Here is a 17692-nt window from a genome sequence, read left to right on the forward strand (position 1 = left end):
CCATCGAAAAAAGAGGTATGGAAGAACATTAGAGACTGGGGACAAAAGTCGTCAGGCAGGATCCGCTAATCTTATGGACTAAATTGCTGTTACAACGGAAAGTGTGACGCCGTGCAAATATTCAATGTGGACATTTCTGCCGCAGTTATAGACACTTTTGTTACTGCTTATCTGCCTGCTCAGGCGGAGAAATCAGGGGGAAAGGCTGAAACATGGCGGACGTAAAAGCGGCGTGATGCTTTTTGGATCTTTTCGCGGGCCATTTTTAAGCTGCTTTTAGTGATATGGACAATTGGTTTCCTTGAGGACCCTTGGGAGAACTGAATCTATGGCCGAAACGCAAAACGATCCTCTGCTGCCGGGATACTCGTTTAACGCGCACCTTGTGGCGGGACTGACTCCTATCGAGGCTGAAGGATATCTCGACTTTTACGTCGACCGACCGCTTGGGATGAAAGGATATATCCTTAACCTGACCGTGCGGGGGGAAGGGATCATCAAAAACGGCGACCAGCAGTTTGTCTGCCGCCCGGGGGATATCCTGCTGTTCCCGCCGGGGGAGATCCACCACTACGGCCGTCATCCGGATGCCAAAGAGTGGTATCACCAGTGGGTCTATTTCCGTCCGCGCGCCTACTGGCAGGAGTGGCTTTCCTGGCCGGCGATTTTTGCGCACACCGGTTTTTATCGCCCGGATGAGGTGCATCTGGCGCAGTTTCGCGAACTTTTTGCGCAGATTATCGAGGCGGGACAGGCCGGTGGGCGCTACGCTGAACTGCTGGCGATTAACCTGCTTGAGCAGCTGCTGCTGCGACGGATGGAGGCGATTAACGCGTCGCTTAACCCGCCGCTGGATAACCGCGTGCGCGACGCCTGCCAGTACATCAGCGACCACCTGGCCGATAGCCAGTTTGATATCGCCAGCGTTGCCCAGCACGTCTGCCTGTCACCGTCGCGTCTGTCGCATCTGTTCCGCCAGCAGCTGGGCGTCAGCGTGTTGAGCTGGCGCGAGGATCAGCGGATCAGCCAGGCGAAGCTGCTGCTCAGCACCACCCGGATGCCCATCGCCACCGTGGGGCGCAACGTGGGCTTTGAGGATCAGCTCTATTTCTCCCGGGTATTTAAAAAATGTACCGGTGCCAGCCCCAGTGAATTCCGCGCGGGATGTGAATAAACGGTAAAAAAAGATAAACAAACAGGTGAATGCGGGAAGCAACCTGTAAACTATTCAGACAATTGTTGCCTTGACGCGGTGCGGGGCGCTAAGCAGAATCGCTGATTCGTTTTCTGACCGGAATAGTTATGCAGGCATTGCTGGAACACTTTATTACCCAGTCCGTTATGTACTCGCTCATCGCCGTGGCGCTGGTGGCGTTTCTGGAGTCGCTGGCGCTTGTCGGGTTAATCCTGCCCGGCACCGTGATGATGGCGGGGCTTGGCGCGCTGATCGGCAGCGGTGAGGTCAATTTCTGGCAGGCGTGGCTGGCGGGAATTATCGGCTGCCTGCTCGGCGACTGGATCTCCTTCTGGCTGGGCTGGCGCTTTAAGAAGCCGCTGCACCGCTGGTCGTTCATGAAAAAGAACAAAGCCTTGCTGGATAAGACCGAGCATGCGCTGCACCAGCACAGCATGTTTACCATCCTCGTCGGCCGCTTCGTAGGGCCAACGCGTCCGCTGGTGCCGATGGTGGCCGGGATGCTGGATCTGCCCGTTGCGAAATTCGTGGTGCCAAACATTATCGGCTGCGTCTTCTGGCCGCCGTTCTACTTCCTGCCGGGGATCCTCGCGGGGGCCGCCATCGATATTCCTGACGGTATGCAAAGCGGCGGTGAGTTTAAGTGGCTGCTGCTGGGCACGGCACTGCTGCTGTGGCTGGCGGCATGGCTCTGCTGGCGGCTGTGGCGCAGCGCGAAGGCGAATATCGATCGCCTGACGCGCTACCTCCCGCGTACTCGCCTGCTCTGGCTGGCCCCGCTGACGCTGGGTGTGGCTGTGGTGGCGCTGGTGGCGCTGATTCGTCACCCGCTGATGCCGGTGTATGGTGAGATCCTGTTGAAAGTTGTGAGCCGTTAAGCGCCGGGCGGCACTGCGTTTGCCCGGCCTACGGTTTTATACCCAATAATCCAGAAGCGCTTTCTTTTCCGCTCATTAATGCTTCTGTTGCTCCATCCCACAAAATGCGTCCCTCCGCGATCACCACCGATCGCGGCGCAATCCGTGCGGCATCCTCGATGCTGTGCGACACCATCAGCATCGTCAGTTGCTGGCGCTGACAGACCTCCTGCACCAGGGCCAGCATCTCCTGACGCAGCGCGGGATCGAGCGCCGAGAACGGCTCATCCAGCAGCAGTATCGGCTGCTCGCGCACCAGACAACGTGCCAGCGCCACGCGCTGACGCTGCCCGCCGGAAAGCTCGCCCGGCAGCCTGTCGATAAACCCGGCGATCCCCATCTGCGCGGCAATGACCTCCAGCTTATGGCGCTGATCATCGTTCAGCCTGAGTCCCGGGTGCATTCCCAGCGCGATGTTTTGCCGCACCGTCAGGTGGGTAAACAGGTTGTTTTCCTGAAACAGCATTGAGACAGGACGTTTAGCCGGAGGGGCGTTTGTGAAATCACGATTATCGATGGCTATCGACCCGCTGGCAGGTTGCAGAAAACCGGCGATCAAATTGAGCAAGGTGCTTTTCCCGGCACCGCTTGGACCAAGCACGGCGATCATCTCTCCCTGGCGCACGGAGAGCGTGAAGCGCATCGGCAGATGCTGATAAAGCCAGGTTACATCAGTCAGTTTTAACATCACGCCCCGGAAGTTTTTCGATAACGGTAAATAAGGCAAAGCACAGCAGCAGCAGTAACAGCGCGGTAACCGCGCCGTCCTGACTGCGGTAAGAGCCGATTTGCTGATAGAGCCAGTATGGCAGCGTGCGGAAATCGTCATTGCCGAACAGCGCCACGACCCCAAAGTCTCCAATAGAGAGCACGCAGGCAAACGCCAGCGCCTGTGCCAGCGGACGCTTTAGCGCGCGCAGTTCAACCACCTTCAGCCGCTGCCAGCCCTGCATGCCCAACGACTGGCACAACAAACTGTAGCGGCTGTTGACGTCGCGCATCGGGTTTTCTAGCACCTTGAGCGCGTAAGGGATGGCCATTAAGGCGTTGGTAAAGATCACAATGCCGTCGGCCCTTTCCGGCAGGCCGAGGGTGCTGTTGAACAGTAAAAAGAAGCCCGTTGCCAGCACGATCCCCGGCATCGCCAGAATCAGCATGCCCGTCAGCTCCAGCATTTGTCCGGCTTTTTGCGCCTGGCGGGCGTAAAGCTCACGGCTGCTCCACAGCAGCATCATGGTCAGGATGACACACAGTAATCCGGCAGCCAGCGCGATACGCAGCGAGGTCCAGGTGGCCTGCCAGAGGACGGGCTGTTGCAGGACGGACATGAGATTGAGGTTCAGTCCGTCAACGATAACGGCTAGCAGCGGCGGCAACAGCAGCAGGAGCGCCAGCCCGATCAGGATAACATCACTGACGCGGCTGTGCAGGCTGTCCTGCGGATCGCGCCAGCCGGTTATTTGATGACTGCCAGCGGGAATGGCTTTACTCAGCCGCTGGCTCAACAGCACCAGTGCAAGGCAGCACGCCATCTGGACTATCGCCAACAGTGCGGCGCGACCGGGATCGTAGTCGTAACTCAGCGCCTGGTAAATCGCCAGCTCAATGGTGGTGGCCTGCGGCCCGCCGCCAAGTGACAGCACGGTGGCAAAGCTGGCAAAGCAGAGCATGAAGATTAATGCCGCTACAGGCGGGAGCTGGCGGCGCAGCCACGGCCATTCGACAAAGCGGAAGAACGACGCACCGCGCATGCCGAGCTGGGCGGCAATCTGGCGCTGTTCGCCGGGAATGTTCTCCAGCGCCTGTAAAAAGAGGCGCGTTGCCATCGGCATATTGAAAAAGACGTGTGCCAGCAGGATGCCCTGCAGTCCGTAAGGCGAGAATGACCATTCCAGACCAAGCTGGCCGAACAGCGAAGCCAGCCACCCCTGGCGACCGTAAACGCTCAGAATGCCAAATACCGCCACCAGCACGGGCAGGATCAGCGTCATGGCGCACAGGCGCAGCAGAGCCTGCCTGCCGGGGAAGCGCCGCCGATACAGCGCGCGTGCAAGAAAAATCGCCGGGAGCACCGACATCACGGCAGAAAGAAACGCCTGCCAGAAAGAGAACCGAATGACGTGCCAGAGGTAGCTGTCGTGCCAGAGGGCGAGCAGGTCGCTCTCCGGTGCGTTAAACCACAGCGCAAGAAAGGCTCCCAGACTGACTGCCACCATTACGACGGCGGCGAGCAGCCCGGGAAGCAACCAGCCGGGAATTAGCGGCTGACGGCGCGTTGCCATTCACTTACCCATGCGGCACGCTGCGCGGCGACCTGCTGCGGCGTAAACTCCAGCGAGGTTTTCGGTTTGGTCAACTGTTCAAAACCTGCAGGCAGTGCAACGCTGGTGACCGGATACATCCAGTTGCCTGCGGGAATGGCGTTCTGGAATGCCGGCGAAACCATAAACTTCAGGAACTTCTCGGCCAGCTCAGGCTGTTTGCTGGCAGCGGTACGCGCGGCGACTTCCACCTGCAGATAGTGCCCTTCCGCAAAATCTGCGGCAGCATAGTTATCTTTCTTCTCGGCGATAATGTGGTAAGCCGGGGAGGTGGTGTAGCTCAGCACCAGGTCGCTTTCGCCTTTCAGGAACAGGCCATAGGCCTCGCTCCAGCCTTTGGTCACGGTCACGGTTTTGGCAGCCAGCTTCTGCCACGCTTCCGGCGCCTTATCGCCGTAGACTTTCTGCATCCACAGCAGCAGACCCAGACCCGGCGTGCTGGTCCGCGGATCTTCATAAATCACGCGCCACTTCTGGTCGCTTTCCACCAGCTCTTTCAGGCTCTTCGGCGGGTTTTTCAGCTTGTTTTTGTCGTAAACAAAAGCAAAGTAGCCGTAGTCGAACGGCACAAAGGTGTCGTTCTTCCAGCCGCCAGGCACGTTAACGGCCTCTGCTGCGACGCCGCTTTTGGCAAACAGTTTGGTCTGCGAGGCGGCTTCCAGCAGGTTGTTATCCAGACCGAGCACTACGTCAGCCTTGCTGTTTTTCCCTTCCATGCGCAGACGGTTGAGCAGTGAAACGCCATCTTCCAGCGCCACGAACTTCAGCTCGCAGTTGCAGTCAGCTTCAAAAGCTTTTTTGACAACCGGGCCAGGGCCCCAGTCGGCAGAGAAAGAGTCGTAGGTGTAGACCGTCAGGACGGGTTTAGCTAAAGCGGGCAGCGCGAACAGCGCCAGCAGGGGGAGAACTTTTTTTAACACTTTGCACCTCAGGGTTGAGTGGCAAAGGATTTTGAGCGACAGCCTCAAATCCCTTCGCCGGCGTTATCCGGATCAGGTTCGACGGGTATTATCTCAGCGCACATCTGTGATGCAGCACCCCGTTGAGAACGGCGCTATTGTAATGATTTGGTGAATATTACGAAAGCGTTATGGCTCCGGGGGCGCAAACCAGGCGGATTTGAAATCAAACCAGCCCAGGGTGTTCATCCGCAGGCCGCGCATGCTGCGCTGGCCCTGAATCATCAGCCAGTGGTGGATTAACGGGACGATGGCCTGCTCGGCCAGCAGCTGCTGGCACCACACGGCAAGATTCATCTCGCCCGCACGCCACAGGGCGGCATCCTGCTGCCAGTCACGGTCGATGCAGTGCTGGATCAGCGGGACTTCATACAAATGCGAGAAAAGGGAAAAATCGAGCGGCAGGGTAAAGTTGGCGCTGTTGAGCCAGATATCGCTGGCGATCTCCCCCTGATGCCATTCGTCATAGTCCACTTCCCTGATGTCCAGCCTGACTCCCTCCGCTGCCAGCAGGCGGGTCATGATCCTCGCGATAAAACGATGCTCAACATGATCGCGGTAGTAGGTCAGGGTGATGGACTCCAGCCCTGCGGGTTTGTCGCACTGCGACGGGCGGGCGTGGTGCCAGCGCGGAAGCAGGCCGTACGCCGGGAACCAGTATGTCTGGTACTGCGCTTCCGCATGGTAGATCAGATTGGAAGGGGACAACACGTGGCTAATCCACTTCCGGACGTCCTGGTTTGCCCCGCGGTGGGTGCGGCGGTCAAAGAGGAGATAGTAGCATCCCTCCTCCAGGCGGCTCTCCACGGCCTTTTCTCCCGTGGTGGGGCCTTCCAGCGTCAGCCCGCAGCTCAGGTCTTCATTGAGATCCGGCAATACCCACACGTTCACTTCGTCGATCAGCGCCCGATAGCCAAAGTAGTCATCGAACGCGCGGATTTTCAGCTGATTGCTGTTATTGCGGGACACGGCGTAGGGGCCGGTGCCAATTGGCAGGCTGGCAAAATTGTTCATCGATTCCCACTCGCCGGGCAAAATCATCGACGGCACGTAGCCCAGCAGCCAGGGAAGCCACTTGTCCTGCTGCGACAGCTCAATATCCAGCGTCCAGGCCGTAGGGGAGTGGATGCGCGAAATATGCGAGTAGAGCGGCAGCCTGCGGGCGCGTTCCAGAGAGGCGATGACGTCGTGCATCTCCAGCTCGCGACCGTGGTGAAAGTGGATGCCAGGGCGTAAGAAAAAGCGCCAGTGGCGCGGGGAAAGCTGCTGCCAGTGGTGCGCGATATCCGCCTCCAGTTCCCCGTTTTCCTCATTTATCCGCGTCAGGCCGCTGAAGATTTGCCGGGCCATATGGGTTTCAGAGCGGCGTAACGCCGTGCCGGGCAACAGATTTTTCATTGGCCGATAGTAGAGCACCCGCAGAATGTGTCGGCCCTGACGAAAACTGCGTCCGAGATGGGAAACCAGCATCTGGCGCACGGCGGCTTTGTCGCCCACCAGCTGGACCAGCTGATCGATGCGGTCCTGCTCGAGCAGGTCTTCTGCACGCTGCTGCTGCAATGCCAGCCCGGTGTAGAGAAAGGTCAGTCGCGAGCGTTTCCCGCGTCCCGCTTCCGCTTCCCAGCTTAACCAGCCCTGCTGCTGCATGGTATTGAGCAACGTACGCATATGACGCCGGGAACAGCTAAGCAGGTCGGCCAGCTCGTTGAGCGTCGTTTCCTGCGATTGCCCCTCGCAGCACTGCCAGAGGCGGATAAATTGTTGCTGCAGACGACCGGAAGGCATAAAAGGGGAACTCCTGACAAAAAACCAGCAATTTATTAATCCCTATATTAGGCCAATAATGCTTCCCGATGAAGCGAGGAGGTAAATGATGAAGAGGTCTACCGCACGTCAGTTTTATCAGCAGTACTTTTCAGCGACAAAAGGATCGTCCTGGCTGGCCCGCCAGTGTGCCGAGCAACGGCTGAAAATGTTAGAAGAACTGATGCAGTGGGACGTTACGAAACCGGCCTCTTCTCGCTGACTCGCCTCGATCATGTGTGACTGAGTATTGGTGCTTATCACCCGCCAGCAAAATGTTTTTGCTGGCTTTTTTCGTTTATTCTTTCACCCAATTTCGATTCGCTTTCACAAGGACTTGCGCATGCTGTGGTTGATGACGATGGGGCGACGCCTGAACGGCGTGTATGCCGCTTTTATGCTGGTGGCCTTTATGATGGGCGTGGCGGGGGCGCTGCAGGCGCCGACGCTCAGCCTGTTTCTCAGCCGCGAGGTGGGGGCACAGCCGTTTTGGGTGGGGCTGTTTTATACCGTCAACGCCATTGCCGGGATCCTGGTCAGCCTCGCGCTGGCGAAACGATCGGACAGCCAGGGCGATCGCCGCAAGCTGATCCTCTTTTGCTGCGCCATGGCCGTGGGTAACGCGCTGCTCTTTGCTTTCAACCGTCATTACCTGACGCTCATTACCTGCGGCGTGCTGCTCGCCTCTCTTGCGAACACTGCCATGCCGCAGCTGTTCGCCCTGGCGCGGGAATATGCGGATAGCTCGGCACGGGAAGTGGTGATGTTCAGCTCGGTGATGCGTGCCCAGCTCTCGCTGGCGTGGGTCATTGGTCCGCCGCTGGCCTTCATGCTGGCGTTGAACTACGGCTTTACCGCCATGTTCTCCATCGCGGCCGGGATTTTTGTCATCAGCCTGGCGCTGATAGCCTTCGCGCTGCCGTCCGTGGCGCGCGTCGAACAGACAACGGACAAGCCTCTCACCCAGGTGAGCGGCTGGCAGGACAAAAACGTCCGTATGCTGTTTATTGCCTCCACGCTGATGTGGACCTGCAACACCATGTACATCATCGACATGCCGCTGTGGATCAGCAGCGATCTGGGCTTACCGGACAAGCTTGCGGGGATCTTAATGGGGACCGCTGCCGGGCTGGAAATTCCGGCAATGATTCTGGCGGGATATTACGTAAAGCGTTTCGGTAAACGCAAAATGATGGTGGTTGCGGTTGCTGCCGGGGTGTTGTTTTATCTTGGGCTGATCTTATTCCACTCGCGCGAAGCGCTGCTGGCGCTGCAGCTGTTTAATGCTGTGTTCATTGGGATCGTCGCCGGAATCGGCATGCTCTGGTTTCAGGATCTGATGCCCGGACGCGCGGGATCGGCCACGACGCTCTTTACGAACAGTATTTCAACCGGGGTGATTCTGGCCGGTGTGATCCAGGGCGCGCTGGCGCAAAGCTATGGCCATACGTCGGTTTACTGGATGATTGCGGCGCTATCCGTTGTGACGCTCCTGCTGACTTGCAGGGTAAAAGACGTCTGATTCTGGAAGACGGCTTCACAAAATGGAACGACATTCTGACAGAGATCACGAAGGGGAATAGAGTGCGTGGCGGGTGCTTGAGGCTGTTTGCCTCAGGCTTTCGCAAGAGGCAAACAGTGGAGAGTCCCACATCAAAAGATTGATGGGGAGACCAACTTCACAACCAACATTGCGAGGTTAGTCTCTTCATTGCCGAAAAGCAATAAGGAGGCTGGAATGCCAAAACGTACTCTGCTGTTAGGTTTATTTCTGATCTGTACGACGTTGTTGATCTTCACCTGGATGGTCCGTGATTCGTTGTGTGAATTGCATTTCAGACAGGAGAAAACAGAAATGGCGGCAGTGTTGGCTTACGAAGCAAAACGTTAGCGGTATGGGCGGGGAAGTTTCCCCGCCTCTCCAGAGTGGTTGAGCCTCAACGCACCCTTATCAATGGCCCGCATTTTGCGGGCCATTGCCTTTAGCCCATAAACGCAGGCTGTTTTTTCTCGTACGCTGAGATGGCGTCTTCGTGCTGCAGCGTCAAACCAATGCTGTCCAGACCATTCAGCATGCAGTGACGGCGGAACGCATCAATGCTGAAGCTGTAGGTTTTATCCCCGGCTTTCACCAATTCCGCTTCCAGATCCACTTCAAATGACATACCCGGATTTGCCTTAACCAGCGCAAACAATTCATCGACCTGCTCATCGCTCAGCGTCACCGGCAGCAGCTGGTTGTTGAAGCTGTTGCCGTAGAAGATATCCGCGAAGCTGGGAGCAATAACCACCTTAAAGCCGTAGTCGGTCAACGCCCATGGCGCATGCTCACGCGACGAGCCGCAGCCAAAGTTTTCCCGCGCCAGCAAAATGGAGGCACCTTTGTATTCCGGGAAGTTCAGAACGAACTCCGGATTAGGCACTTCGCCTTTGTCGTCCAGGAAACGCCAGTCGTTGAACAGGTGCGCGCCAAAGCCGGTACGCGTCACCTTCTGCAAAAACTGCTTAGGAATAATGGCGTCAGTATCGACGTTCGCGGCGTCCAGGGGGACAACCCGGCCTGTATGTTGGGTAAATTTCTCTGCCATGATTGTCTCCTTATTTCAGGCTGCGAATGTCGGCGAAATGGCCGGTGACTGCCGCAGCGGCGGCCATTGCCGGGCTGACCAGATGGGTGCGCCCACCGCGGCCCTGACGGCCTTCAAAGTTACGGTTGCTGGTGGAGGCACAGCGCTCACCCGGATTCAGGCGATCGTTGTTCATGGCCAGACACATGGAACAGCCTGGCAGGCGCCACTCGAAGCCTGCTTCGATAAAGATCTTATCCAGACCTTCGGCTTCCGCCTGGGCTTTCACCGGACCAGAACCTGGAACGACCAGCGCCTGCACGCCCGGTGCGACTTTACGGCCTTTGGCGATCTCTGCCGCCGCACGCAAATCTTCGATACGAGAGTTGGTGCAGGAGCCGATAAACACCTTATCAATGGTCACGTCGGTCAACGGCACGCCGGGCTTCAGCCCCATATAGGCCAGCGCTTTTTCCGCACTGGCGCGCTCGACCGGATCGGCGAAGGAAGCCGGATCGGGAATGGCGTCGTTGACGGAAATCACCTGACCCGGGTTGGTCCCCCAGGTCACCTGAGGGGCAATCTCTTCTGCCTGCAGCGTGACAACGGTATCAAACGTTGCCCCGTCGTCGGTTTTCAGGGTTTTCCAGTAGGCTACCGCGTCGTCAAAATCCTGCCCTTTCGGCGCGTGCAGACGGCCCTTCACATAGTTAAAGGTCGTTTCATCTGGCGCGACCAGCCCGGCTTTGGCACCCATCTCAATGGCCATGTTGCACAGGGTCATGCGACCCTCCATGCTCAGCGCCTGAATAGCGTCGCCGCAGAACTCAACGACGTGGCCGGTACCGCCTGCGCTGCCGGTTTTACCGATAATCGCCAGCACGATATCTTTCGCGGTAATGCCAGGTGCCGCTTTGCCCTTCACTTCAATCTTCATCGTTTTGGCGCGACCCTGCTTCAGGGTCTGCGTCGCCAGCACGTGTTCCACCTCGGAAGTGCCAATCCCGAACGCCAGGGCGCCAAACGCGCCGTGGGTTGCGGTATGGGAGTCACCGCAGACGATGGTCATGCCCGGCAGGGTAATCCCCTGCTCAGGGCCCATGACGTGGACGATACCCTGATACGGATGGTTCAGGTCGTACAGCTCAACGCCAAACTCATTGCAGTTCTTAATCAGCTCCTGCATCTGGATACGCGCCATCTCACCCGAGGCGTTAATGTCTTTAGTCTGGGTGGAAACGTTGTGATCCATCGTCGCGAAGGTTTTACCCGGCTGGCGCACCGGACGCTTGTGCGCGCGCAGGCCGTCGAATGCCTGGGGAGAGGTCACCTCGTGTACCAGATGTCTGTCGATATACAGCAGTGGGGTTTCGTTTGGTGCTTCGTAGACAACGTGCGCATCAAACAACTTTTCATATAACGTCTTAGCCATGATTACACCCCTTCAGCGACATAGCGGGCAATAATGTCGCCCATTTCATCGGTACTGACTGCCGCCGTGCCGCGTGCTAAATCACCGGTACGAACGCCTTCTTCTAACGCCCGGTTAATGGCGTTTTCAATTGCGGTTGCTGCATCGCCTGCATCCAGGCTGTAGCGCAGCAGCAGGGCCAGAGAGAGGATCTGCGCAATCGGGTTAGCGATGTTTTTGCCGGCGATATCCGGTGCGGAGCCGCCCGCAGGCTCGTACAGGCCGAAGCCTTCTTCATTCAGGCTGGCGGATGGCAGCATGCCCATCGAGCCGGTGATCATTGCGCACTCGTCAGAGAGAATATCGCCGAACAGGTTGGAGCACAGCAGCACGTCAAACTGGGACGGATCCTTAATCAGCTGCATGGTCGCGTTGTCGATGTACATGTGCGACAGCGCAACGTCCGGGTACTGTTTAGCGACTTCGCTGACGATCTCGCGCCACAAAATGGAAGACTGCAGCACGTTCGCTTTATCAATCGAGGTCACCTTATGGCGGCGTTTGCGCGCCGACTCAAACGCGATATGGGCGATACGTTCAATTTCGAAGCGGTGATACACCTCGGTATCGAACGCTTTTTCATGCTGACCGCTGCCTTCGCGCCCTTTTGGCTGACCGAAATAGATCCCGCCGGTCAGTTCACGCACGCACAGAATGTCGAAACCGTTGGCGGCGATATCGGCGCGCAGCGGGCAAAACTCTTCCAGACCCTGGTACAGCTTCGCCGGACGCAGGTTACTGAACAGTTTGAAATGTTTACGCAGCGGCAGCAGCGCGCCGCGCTCCGGCTGCTCTGCTGGCGGCAGATGTTCCCATTTTGGACCACCGACGGAACCAAACAGCACGGCATCGGCATTTTCACAGCCTTCCACGGTCGCTTTTGGCAGTGGCGTACCGTGGTTATCAATCGCAATACCGCCCACATCGTAGTGGCTGGTGGTGATTTTCATCGCAAAACGCGCGCGAACGGCTTCCAGTACTTTCAGCGCCTGTGCCATCACTTCCGGGCCAATACCGTCGCCCGGTAACACAGCAATATGGTAATTCTTTGACATTACACGGTTTCCTTGTTGTTCTCTTTATTCTGAGCTTTGCGTTGCAACTCTTTTTCGACTTCGGCGGCGCGCCAGATGTTATTCAGCACATGCACCATCGCTTTCGCGGAGGATTCAACGATATCGGTCGCCAGACCCACGCCATGGAAGCGGCGGCCATTGTGGGTCACAACAATGTCGACCTGGCCCAGTGCATCTTTGCCGTGGCCCTTGGCCGTCAGGTCATATTTGACCAGCTCAACGTCGTACTCGGTAACGCGGTTGATGGCCTGGTAAATCGCATCGACAGGTCCATTACCGTTAGCTGCCTCTGCTTTAATTTCATCTCCGCAGGCCAGCTTGACCGAGGCGGTGGCGATGTCGCTGGATCCGGACTGCACGTTGAAGTAATCCAGACGGAAGTGCTCTGGCTCTTCCTGCTGTTTGTTAATAAAGGCCAGCGCTTCCAGGTCATAGTCGAACACCTGCCCTTTTTTGTCGGCCAGCTTCAGGAACGCGTCATACAGCTGATCCATGTTGTAATCGCTGTCCTTATAACCCATCTCTTCCATGCGGTGCTTCACTGCCGCGCGACCGGAACGGGAGGTCAGGTTCAACTGGACCTGGTTCAGGCCGATGGATTCCGGGGTCATAATTTCGTAGTTTTCACGGTTCTTCAGCACGCCATCCTGATGAATACCGGAGGAGTGCGCGAAGGCGCCAGTGCCGACAATCGCTTTGTTGGCCGGAATAGGCATGTTGCAAATCTGGCTGACGGTCTGGCTGGTGCGCCAGATCTCGTTGTGATTGATGTGGGTGTGCACGTCCATGATGTCCTTGCGCACTTTGATCGCCATGATCACTTCTTCCAGCGAACAGTTGCCCGCACGTTCACCGATGCCGTTCATCGCGCCTTCTACCTGACGCGCGCCAGCGTGGACGGCGGCGATAGCATTGCCCACGGCCAGACCCAAATCATCGTGGGTGTGGACGGAGATAATCGCTTTATCAATGTTCGGAACGCGGTCATACAGGCCGGTGATGATGTTGGCGAACTCAAACGGCATGGTGTAGCCGACGGTGTCCGGGATGTTGATGGTTTTGGCACCCGCGTTAATGGCAGCTTCCACGACGCGCGCCAAATCGTCGATTGGCGTACGGCCTGCATCTTCACAGGAGAATTCAACGTCATCGGTGTAGTTGCGTGCGCGTTTCACCATGTACACCGCGCGCTCAATCACCTCATCCAGCGTGCTGCGCAGCTTGGTGGCGATGTGCATGGGCGAGGTGGCAATAAAGGTATGGATACGGAACGCTTCGGCCACTTTCAGCGACTCGGCTGCAACGTCGATATCTTTTTCTACACAACGCGCCAGACCACATACGCGGCTGTTTTTAATGGTGCGGGCGATGGTCTGGACGGATTCGAAATCACCCGGAGACGAGACCGGGAAACCCACCTCCATCACGTCGACACCCATACGTTCGAGAGCCAGCGCGATCTGCAGTTTCTCTTTTACACTCAGGCTTGCCTGTAATGCCTGTTCACCGTCACGTAAAGTAGTATCGAAAATAATGACTTGCTGGCTCATGGGTTAGGTCCTTGTCAGTCTTAGGGCGCCTTGCTACGAGCATAAAAAAACCCGCGCAGTGGCGCGGGTTTTTAGTCTTACTGGTGACGATTCAACGCTGAATTTCGCCCGCCAGTCTACCGCGCACAGTGGATGCGTTTAGTAGTAGTAGACCGGTAAAACGAATGGTGCGAATCATGAATCGTGCTCCGTTAAATTCAATATGCTTTTAGTGGTACTGGATACGGCAGTTGATGTCAACCCCTGACGATAAAAACGGACCCGACGGGCGGAACGGGCAGGATTTTACTTTAGCTAATTGTGCTGGTTTTGGCTTTTGCGAGCCGACTAATTGTCTAATTTTGGACTGAAGAAAACAGTTGCAGAAATAAATAAATATAATTGTTTAAAATGAGTGACGCGCGTTACAGAGAGTATTCTGTACATAAAGGGGTTTACTATCATTAAGTTATAATTACGGTGAATCTATTACGCGTCACTAAAAAATGAACAGAGGTAACATGTTATTAACTAACTGATGAGCGGTGGCGATAACAGTTTAATAATACTTAAGTCATCATTAATCTGGCGGTCATTGTGTATTTGCTTGGTTTATGGTTTCATTTAAATCCTAAAGTCAAACATATCATTTGCGCTATTTTCTTTTCGTTTGTATAGCGTCTTTATATATTCTGAATTTTAAATAATTCTCTTTCGCTGATCGTATTTGCATGATAAATCATATTTTTCGAGATTATTACCGTACGTGAGCAAAGGGAGTGTAGCGTGACAGTGGAGTCAGAAGTGTCAGAAAATAATATTAAACAACCTCAAGCTACTGATGGGATTAAACCGCAGTTACGCACGGTGGATCTTAATCTTCTGACGGTGTTTGATGCTGTCATGCAGGAACAGAATATCACCCGCGCGGCCCAGGCGTTGGGGATGTCACAACCTGCTGTGAGTAACGCCGTTGCCAGGCTTAAGGTCATGTTTAACGACGAATTGTTTGTTCGTTACGGAAGAGGGATCCAGCCTACTGCGCGCGCATTCCAGCTGTTCGGCTCAATCCGTCAGGCGTTGCAGTTGGTACAAAACGAGCTGCCGGGATCGGGCTTTGAACCTTTAAGCAGCGAGCGCACATTTCATCTGTGTGTCTGCAGTCCATTAGATAATTATTTAACCTCAATTATCTATAATAAAGTTGAAGAGATCGCGCCAAATATCCATCTGGTTTTTAAATCATCCCTGAACCAAAGTACAGAGCATCAGTTACGCTATCAGGAGATTGAATTCGTCCTGGGGTATGAAGAGTTTCGTCGTCCTGAATTTTCCTGCGTACCGCTGTTTAAAGATGAAATGGTTCTGGTGGCCAGTAAAAATCATCCTCGGCTGAAATATCCGCTACGCGAAAATGATGTCTATAACGAGCAGCATGCCGTTGTTGCCCTCGACAGATATGCTTCCTTTAGCCTGCCATGGTATGACTCTGCGGATAAGCAGGCGAGCGTGGCTTATCAGGGGATGGCTATGGTCAGCGTATTAAACGTTGTCTCCCAAACACATCTGGTGGCGATTGCACCGCGCTGGCTGGCAGAAGAGTTTTCTGACCCGTTAAATCTGCAAATTTTGCCTCTGCCGCTTAAGTTAAATAGCCGAACCTGCTATCTCTCCTGGCATGAAGCGGCCGGAAGGGATAAGGGACACCAGTGGATGGAAGAGTTGCTGGTCGGTATCTGCCGCCGGTAAACGCATCAGGATAAATCGCATCGGATTGTGTGATTTATCCTGAGTTTTTATAGATAATTACTATTTTGTTCTGTGATGATTTTTTTCGGGCCGCTCTTCGGTACGCAAAAATAGATGATTTCCTGCATTGCCCCGCTTTTCAGCGATGATTTATCACACCGTCCTCTATTCCCAGAGGAATTAACCATATCTTCAGTTAACGGCTGCTTTTTCTGCTTTACGCACCGTTTATCTCCCCGGGTTTGCTAATTGCCTGCCTCATAACGAGCGGTTAAGGTAAAGAACACTCTGCAAAATATAAGATTGGTTCATCCCGATCGTAAGACGGTGCGGAAATGAATTCGGCAGTCCGTCTATAACAAAATGCCTGGAGGCAAAGCATGGAGATGTTGTCTGGCGCGGAAATGGTCGTGCGGTCGCTGATCGATCAGGGCGTAAAGCAAGTGTTCGGCTACCCTGGCGGCGCGGTCCTGGATATTTATGATGCGCTGCATACGGTAGGGGGCATTGACCATGTTCTGGTACGTCACGAGCAGGCGGCTGTACACATGGCCGACGGTCTGGCGCGTGCGACGGGCGAAGTGGGCGTGGTCTTAGTCACGTCCGGCCCCGGGGCGACAAACGCCATTACCGGCATTGCGACGGCGTATATGGACTCTATCCCGCTGGTGATCCTCTCCGGGCAGGTAGCAACCTCGCTGATTGGCTACGATGCTTTTCAGGAGTGTGACATGGTCGGGATTTCCCGTCCCGTTGTGAAGCACAGCTTTCTGGTCAAGCAAACCGAAGACATTCCCGGCGTACTGAAAAAAGCCTTCTGGCTGGCAGCAAGCGGACGCCCGGGACCGGTGGTGGTCGATCTGCCTAAAGACATTCTGAACCCGGCAAACAAGCTGCCGTACGTCTGGCCTGACTCGGTGAGTATGCGTTCTTACAATCCGACAACGCAGGGGCATAAAGGACAGATCAAGCGGGCGTTGCAAACGCTTCTGGCAGCCAAAAAACCGGTCGTCTATGTCGGCGGCGGGGCGATCAACGCTGCCTGTGAAGCCCAGCTTCGTGAGCTGGTTGAAAAACTCAACCTTCCTGTGGCGTCGTCGCTGATGGGGCTGGGGGCGTTTCCCGCCACTCACCGCCAGGCGCTGGGCATGCTGGGTATGCACGGTACCTATGAAGCCAACATGACGATGCATCACTCCGATGTGATCTTTGCCGTCGGCGTGCGTTTTGACGATCGCACCACCAACAATCTGGCGAAGTATTGCCCGAACGCCACCGTGCTGCACATTGATATCGATCCGACGTCCATTTCAAAAACGGTGTCGGCTGATGTGCCGATCGTCGGTGATGCTCGTCAGGTTCTGGAACAGATGCTGGATCTGCTGACTCAGGAGAACGCGACCCAGCCGCTGGATGATATCCGCGACTGGTGGCAGCAGATTGAACAGTGGCGAGCGCGTCAGTGCCTGAAATATGACACGCAAAGCGAAAACATTAAGCCGCAGGCGGTCATCGAAGCGGTGTGGCGACTGACGAAAGGTGAGGCGTATGTGACCTCAGACGTGGGCCAACACCAGATGTTTGCCGCCCTGTATTACCCGTTTGATAAACCGCGTCACTGGATCAACTCGGGTGGCTTAGGCACCATGGGCTTTGGCCTGCCTGCCGCGCTGGGCGTGAAGCTGGCGTTGCCGAATGAAACCGTCGTCTGCGTGACCGGAGACGGCAGTATTCAGATGAACATTCAGGAGCTGTCTACCGCGCTGCAGTATGAGCTGCCGGTTCTTGTGCTGAACCTGAATAACGGCTACCTCGGCATGGTGAAGCAGTGGCAGGATATGATTTACTCTGGCCGTCATTCGCAGTCCTATATGCAATCGCTGCCGGATTTTGTTCGTCTTGCTGAAGCTTATGGCCATGTTGGGATGCGAGTGACCGATCCGGCCGAGCTGGAAACGAAGCTCGCACAAGCGCTTGAGCACGTTAAAAACAACCGCCTTGTCTTTATGGATGTGATTGTTGATGGAACCGAACACGTTTATCCGATGCATATTCGGGGGGGCGGTATGGATGAAATGTGGTTAAGCAAAACGGAGAGAACCTGA

At 55.7% G+C, this 17692-nt stretch carries 15 protein-coding genes and 1 riboswitch; of the genes, 7 read left to right on the plus strand and 8 right to left on the minus strand.

Features of this window, described 5'->3' with window-relative positions; all coding sequences use genetic code 11:
• The first annotated feature begins 328 nt into the window (after positions 1–328).
• Positions 329–1174: an arabinose operon transcriptional regulator AraC gene (gene araC / locus ABFV38_RS03475; RefSeq protein ID WP_023293301.1), complete on the plus strand. Its 846-nt coding sequence runs from the start codon at positions 329–331 to the stop codon at positions 1172–1174.
• A gap of 128 nt (positions 1175–1302) precedes the next feature.
• Positions 1303–2073: a DedA family protein gene (locus ABFV38_RS03480; protein ID WP_348958513.1), complete on the plus strand. Its 771-nt coding sequence runs from the start codon at positions 1303–1305 to the stop codon at positions 2071–2073.
• A gap of 28 nt (positions 2074–2101) precedes the next feature.
• Here the strand turns inward: ABFV38_RS03480 and thiQ are convergent, their stop codons facing one another.
• The 4 genes from thiQ to sgrR form a co-directional block, all read right to left on the minus strand.
• A complete protein-coding gene (thiQ, locus tag ABFV38_RS03485) occupies positions 2102–2800 on the minus strand; it encodes a thiamine ABC transporter ATP-binding protein ThiQ (RefSeq protein ID WP_126534270.1) in 699 nt (232 codons plus the stop codon).
• Positions 2784–4394, minus strand: a complete 1611-nt coding sequence (thiP, locus tag ABFV38_RS03490; RefSeq protein WP_348958514.1) for a thiamine/thiamine pyrophosphate ABC transporter permease ThiP — start codon at positions 4392–4394, stop codon at positions 2784–2786. Before thiP ends, thiQ begins: the two co-directional genes overlap by 17 nt.
• Positions 4370–5353, minus strand: coding sequence for a thiamine ABC transporter substrate binding subunit (thiB, locus tag ABFV38_RS03495; RefSeq protein ID WP_023345430.1), 984 nt, complete (start codon positions 5351–5353; stop codon positions 4370–4372). Before thiB ends, thiP begins: the two co-directional genes overlap by 25 nt.
• A 31-nt stretch (positions 5354–5384) precedes the next feature.
• Positions 5385–5485: riboswitch (TPP riboswitch) on the minus strand.
• A 36-nt stretch (positions 5486–5521) separates the two neighbouring features.
• Positions 5522–7177, minus strand: a complete 1656-nt coding sequence (gene sgrR, locus ABFV38_RS03500; RefSeq protein WP_348958515.1) for an HTH-type transcriptional regulator SgrR — start codon at positions 7175–7177, stop codon at positions 5522–5524.
• Positions 7178–7265: 88 nt separating this feature from the next.
• Here sgrR and sgrT point away from each other — a divergent pair, with 88 nt between their 5' ends.
• The 3 genes from sgrT (at position 7266) to ABFV38_RS03515 (ending at position 9086) form a co-directional block, all read left to right on the plus strand.
• Positions 7266–7418 carry a glucose uptake inhibitor SgrT gene (gene sgrT, locus ABFV38_RS03505; protein ID WP_045907787.1) on the plus strand — a complete coding sequence of 51 codons (153 nt, stop codon included), beginning with the start codon at positions 7266–7268 and terminating at the stop codon, positions 7416–7418.
• A 120-nt stretch (positions 7419–7538) separates the two neighbouring features.
• Complete coding sequence (locus tag ABFV38_RS03510; protein WP_126534273.1) at positions 7539–8717, plus strand: sugar efflux transporter; 1179 nt, start codon at positions 7539–7541, stop codon at positions 8715–8717.
• A 216-nt stretch (positions 8718–8933) separates the two neighbouring features.
• Positions 8934–9086, plus strand: a complete 153-nt coding sequence (locus ABFV38_RS03515; RefSeq protein ID WP_045907789.1) for a Hok/Gef family protein — start codon at positions 8934–8936, stop codon at positions 9084–9086.
• 91 nt (positions 9087–9177) lie between these two features.
• Here ABFV38_RS03515 and leuD read toward each other — a convergent pair whose 3' ends face one another.
• Genes leuD through leuA form a run of 4 tightly spaced genes read right to left on the minus strand, consistent with a single transcriptional unit; the run spans position 9178 to position 13859 of the window.
• Positions 9178–9783, minus strand: coding sequence for a 3-isopropylmalate dehydratase small subunit (gene leuD, locus ABFV38_RS03520; protein ID WP_235403523.1), 606 nt, complete (start codon positions 9781–9783; stop codon positions 9178–9180).
• A gap of 10 nt (positions 9784–9793) precedes the next feature.
• Positions 9794–11194 (minus strand): 3-isopropylmalate dehydratase large subunit, encoded by a 1401-nt coding sequence (gene leuC, locus ABFV38_RS03525; protein WP_008501999.1) that lies wholly within the window; start codon positions 11192–11194, stop codon positions 9794–9796.
• 2 nt (positions 11195–11196) lie between these two features.
• Positions 11197–12288 (minus strand): 3-isopropylmalate dehydrogenase, encoded by a 1092-nt coding sequence (gene leuB / locus ABFV38_RS03530; protein ID WP_023310385.1) that lies wholly within the window; start codon positions 12286–12288, stop codon positions 11197–11199.
• Positions 12288–13859 (minus strand): 2-isopropylmalate synthase, encoded by a 1572-nt coding sequence (gene leuA / locus ABFV38_RS03535; RefSeq protein WP_348958516.1) that lies wholly within the window; start codon positions 13857–13859, stop codon positions 12288–12290. The genes leuB and leuA overlap by 1 nt, the downstream gene beginning before the upstream one ends.
• 765 nt (positions 13860–14624) lie before the next feature.
• On the opposite strand from leuA, the gene leuO reads away from it, so the two are divergent.
• Positions 14625–15587, plus strand: coding sequence for a transcriptional regulator LeuO (gene leuO, locus ABFV38_RS03540; protein WP_275430302.1), 963 nt, complete (start codon positions 14625–14627; stop codon positions 15585–15587).
• 380 nt (positions 15588–15967) lie between these two features.
• Positions 15968–17692 carry an acetolactate synthase 3 large subunit gene (gene ilvI, locus ABFV38_RS03545; RefSeq protein ID WP_348958517.1) on the plus strand — a complete coding sequence of 575 codons (1725 nt, stop codon included), beginning with the start codon at positions 15968–15970 and terminating at the stop codon, positions 17690–17692.

The organism is Enterobacter cloacae complex sp. Mu1197, from assembly GCF_040059225.1.
Classification (GTDB): domain Bacteria; phylum Pseudomonadota; class Gammaproteobacteria; order Enterobacterales; family Enterobacteriaceae; genus Enterobacter; species Enterobacter quasiroggenkampii.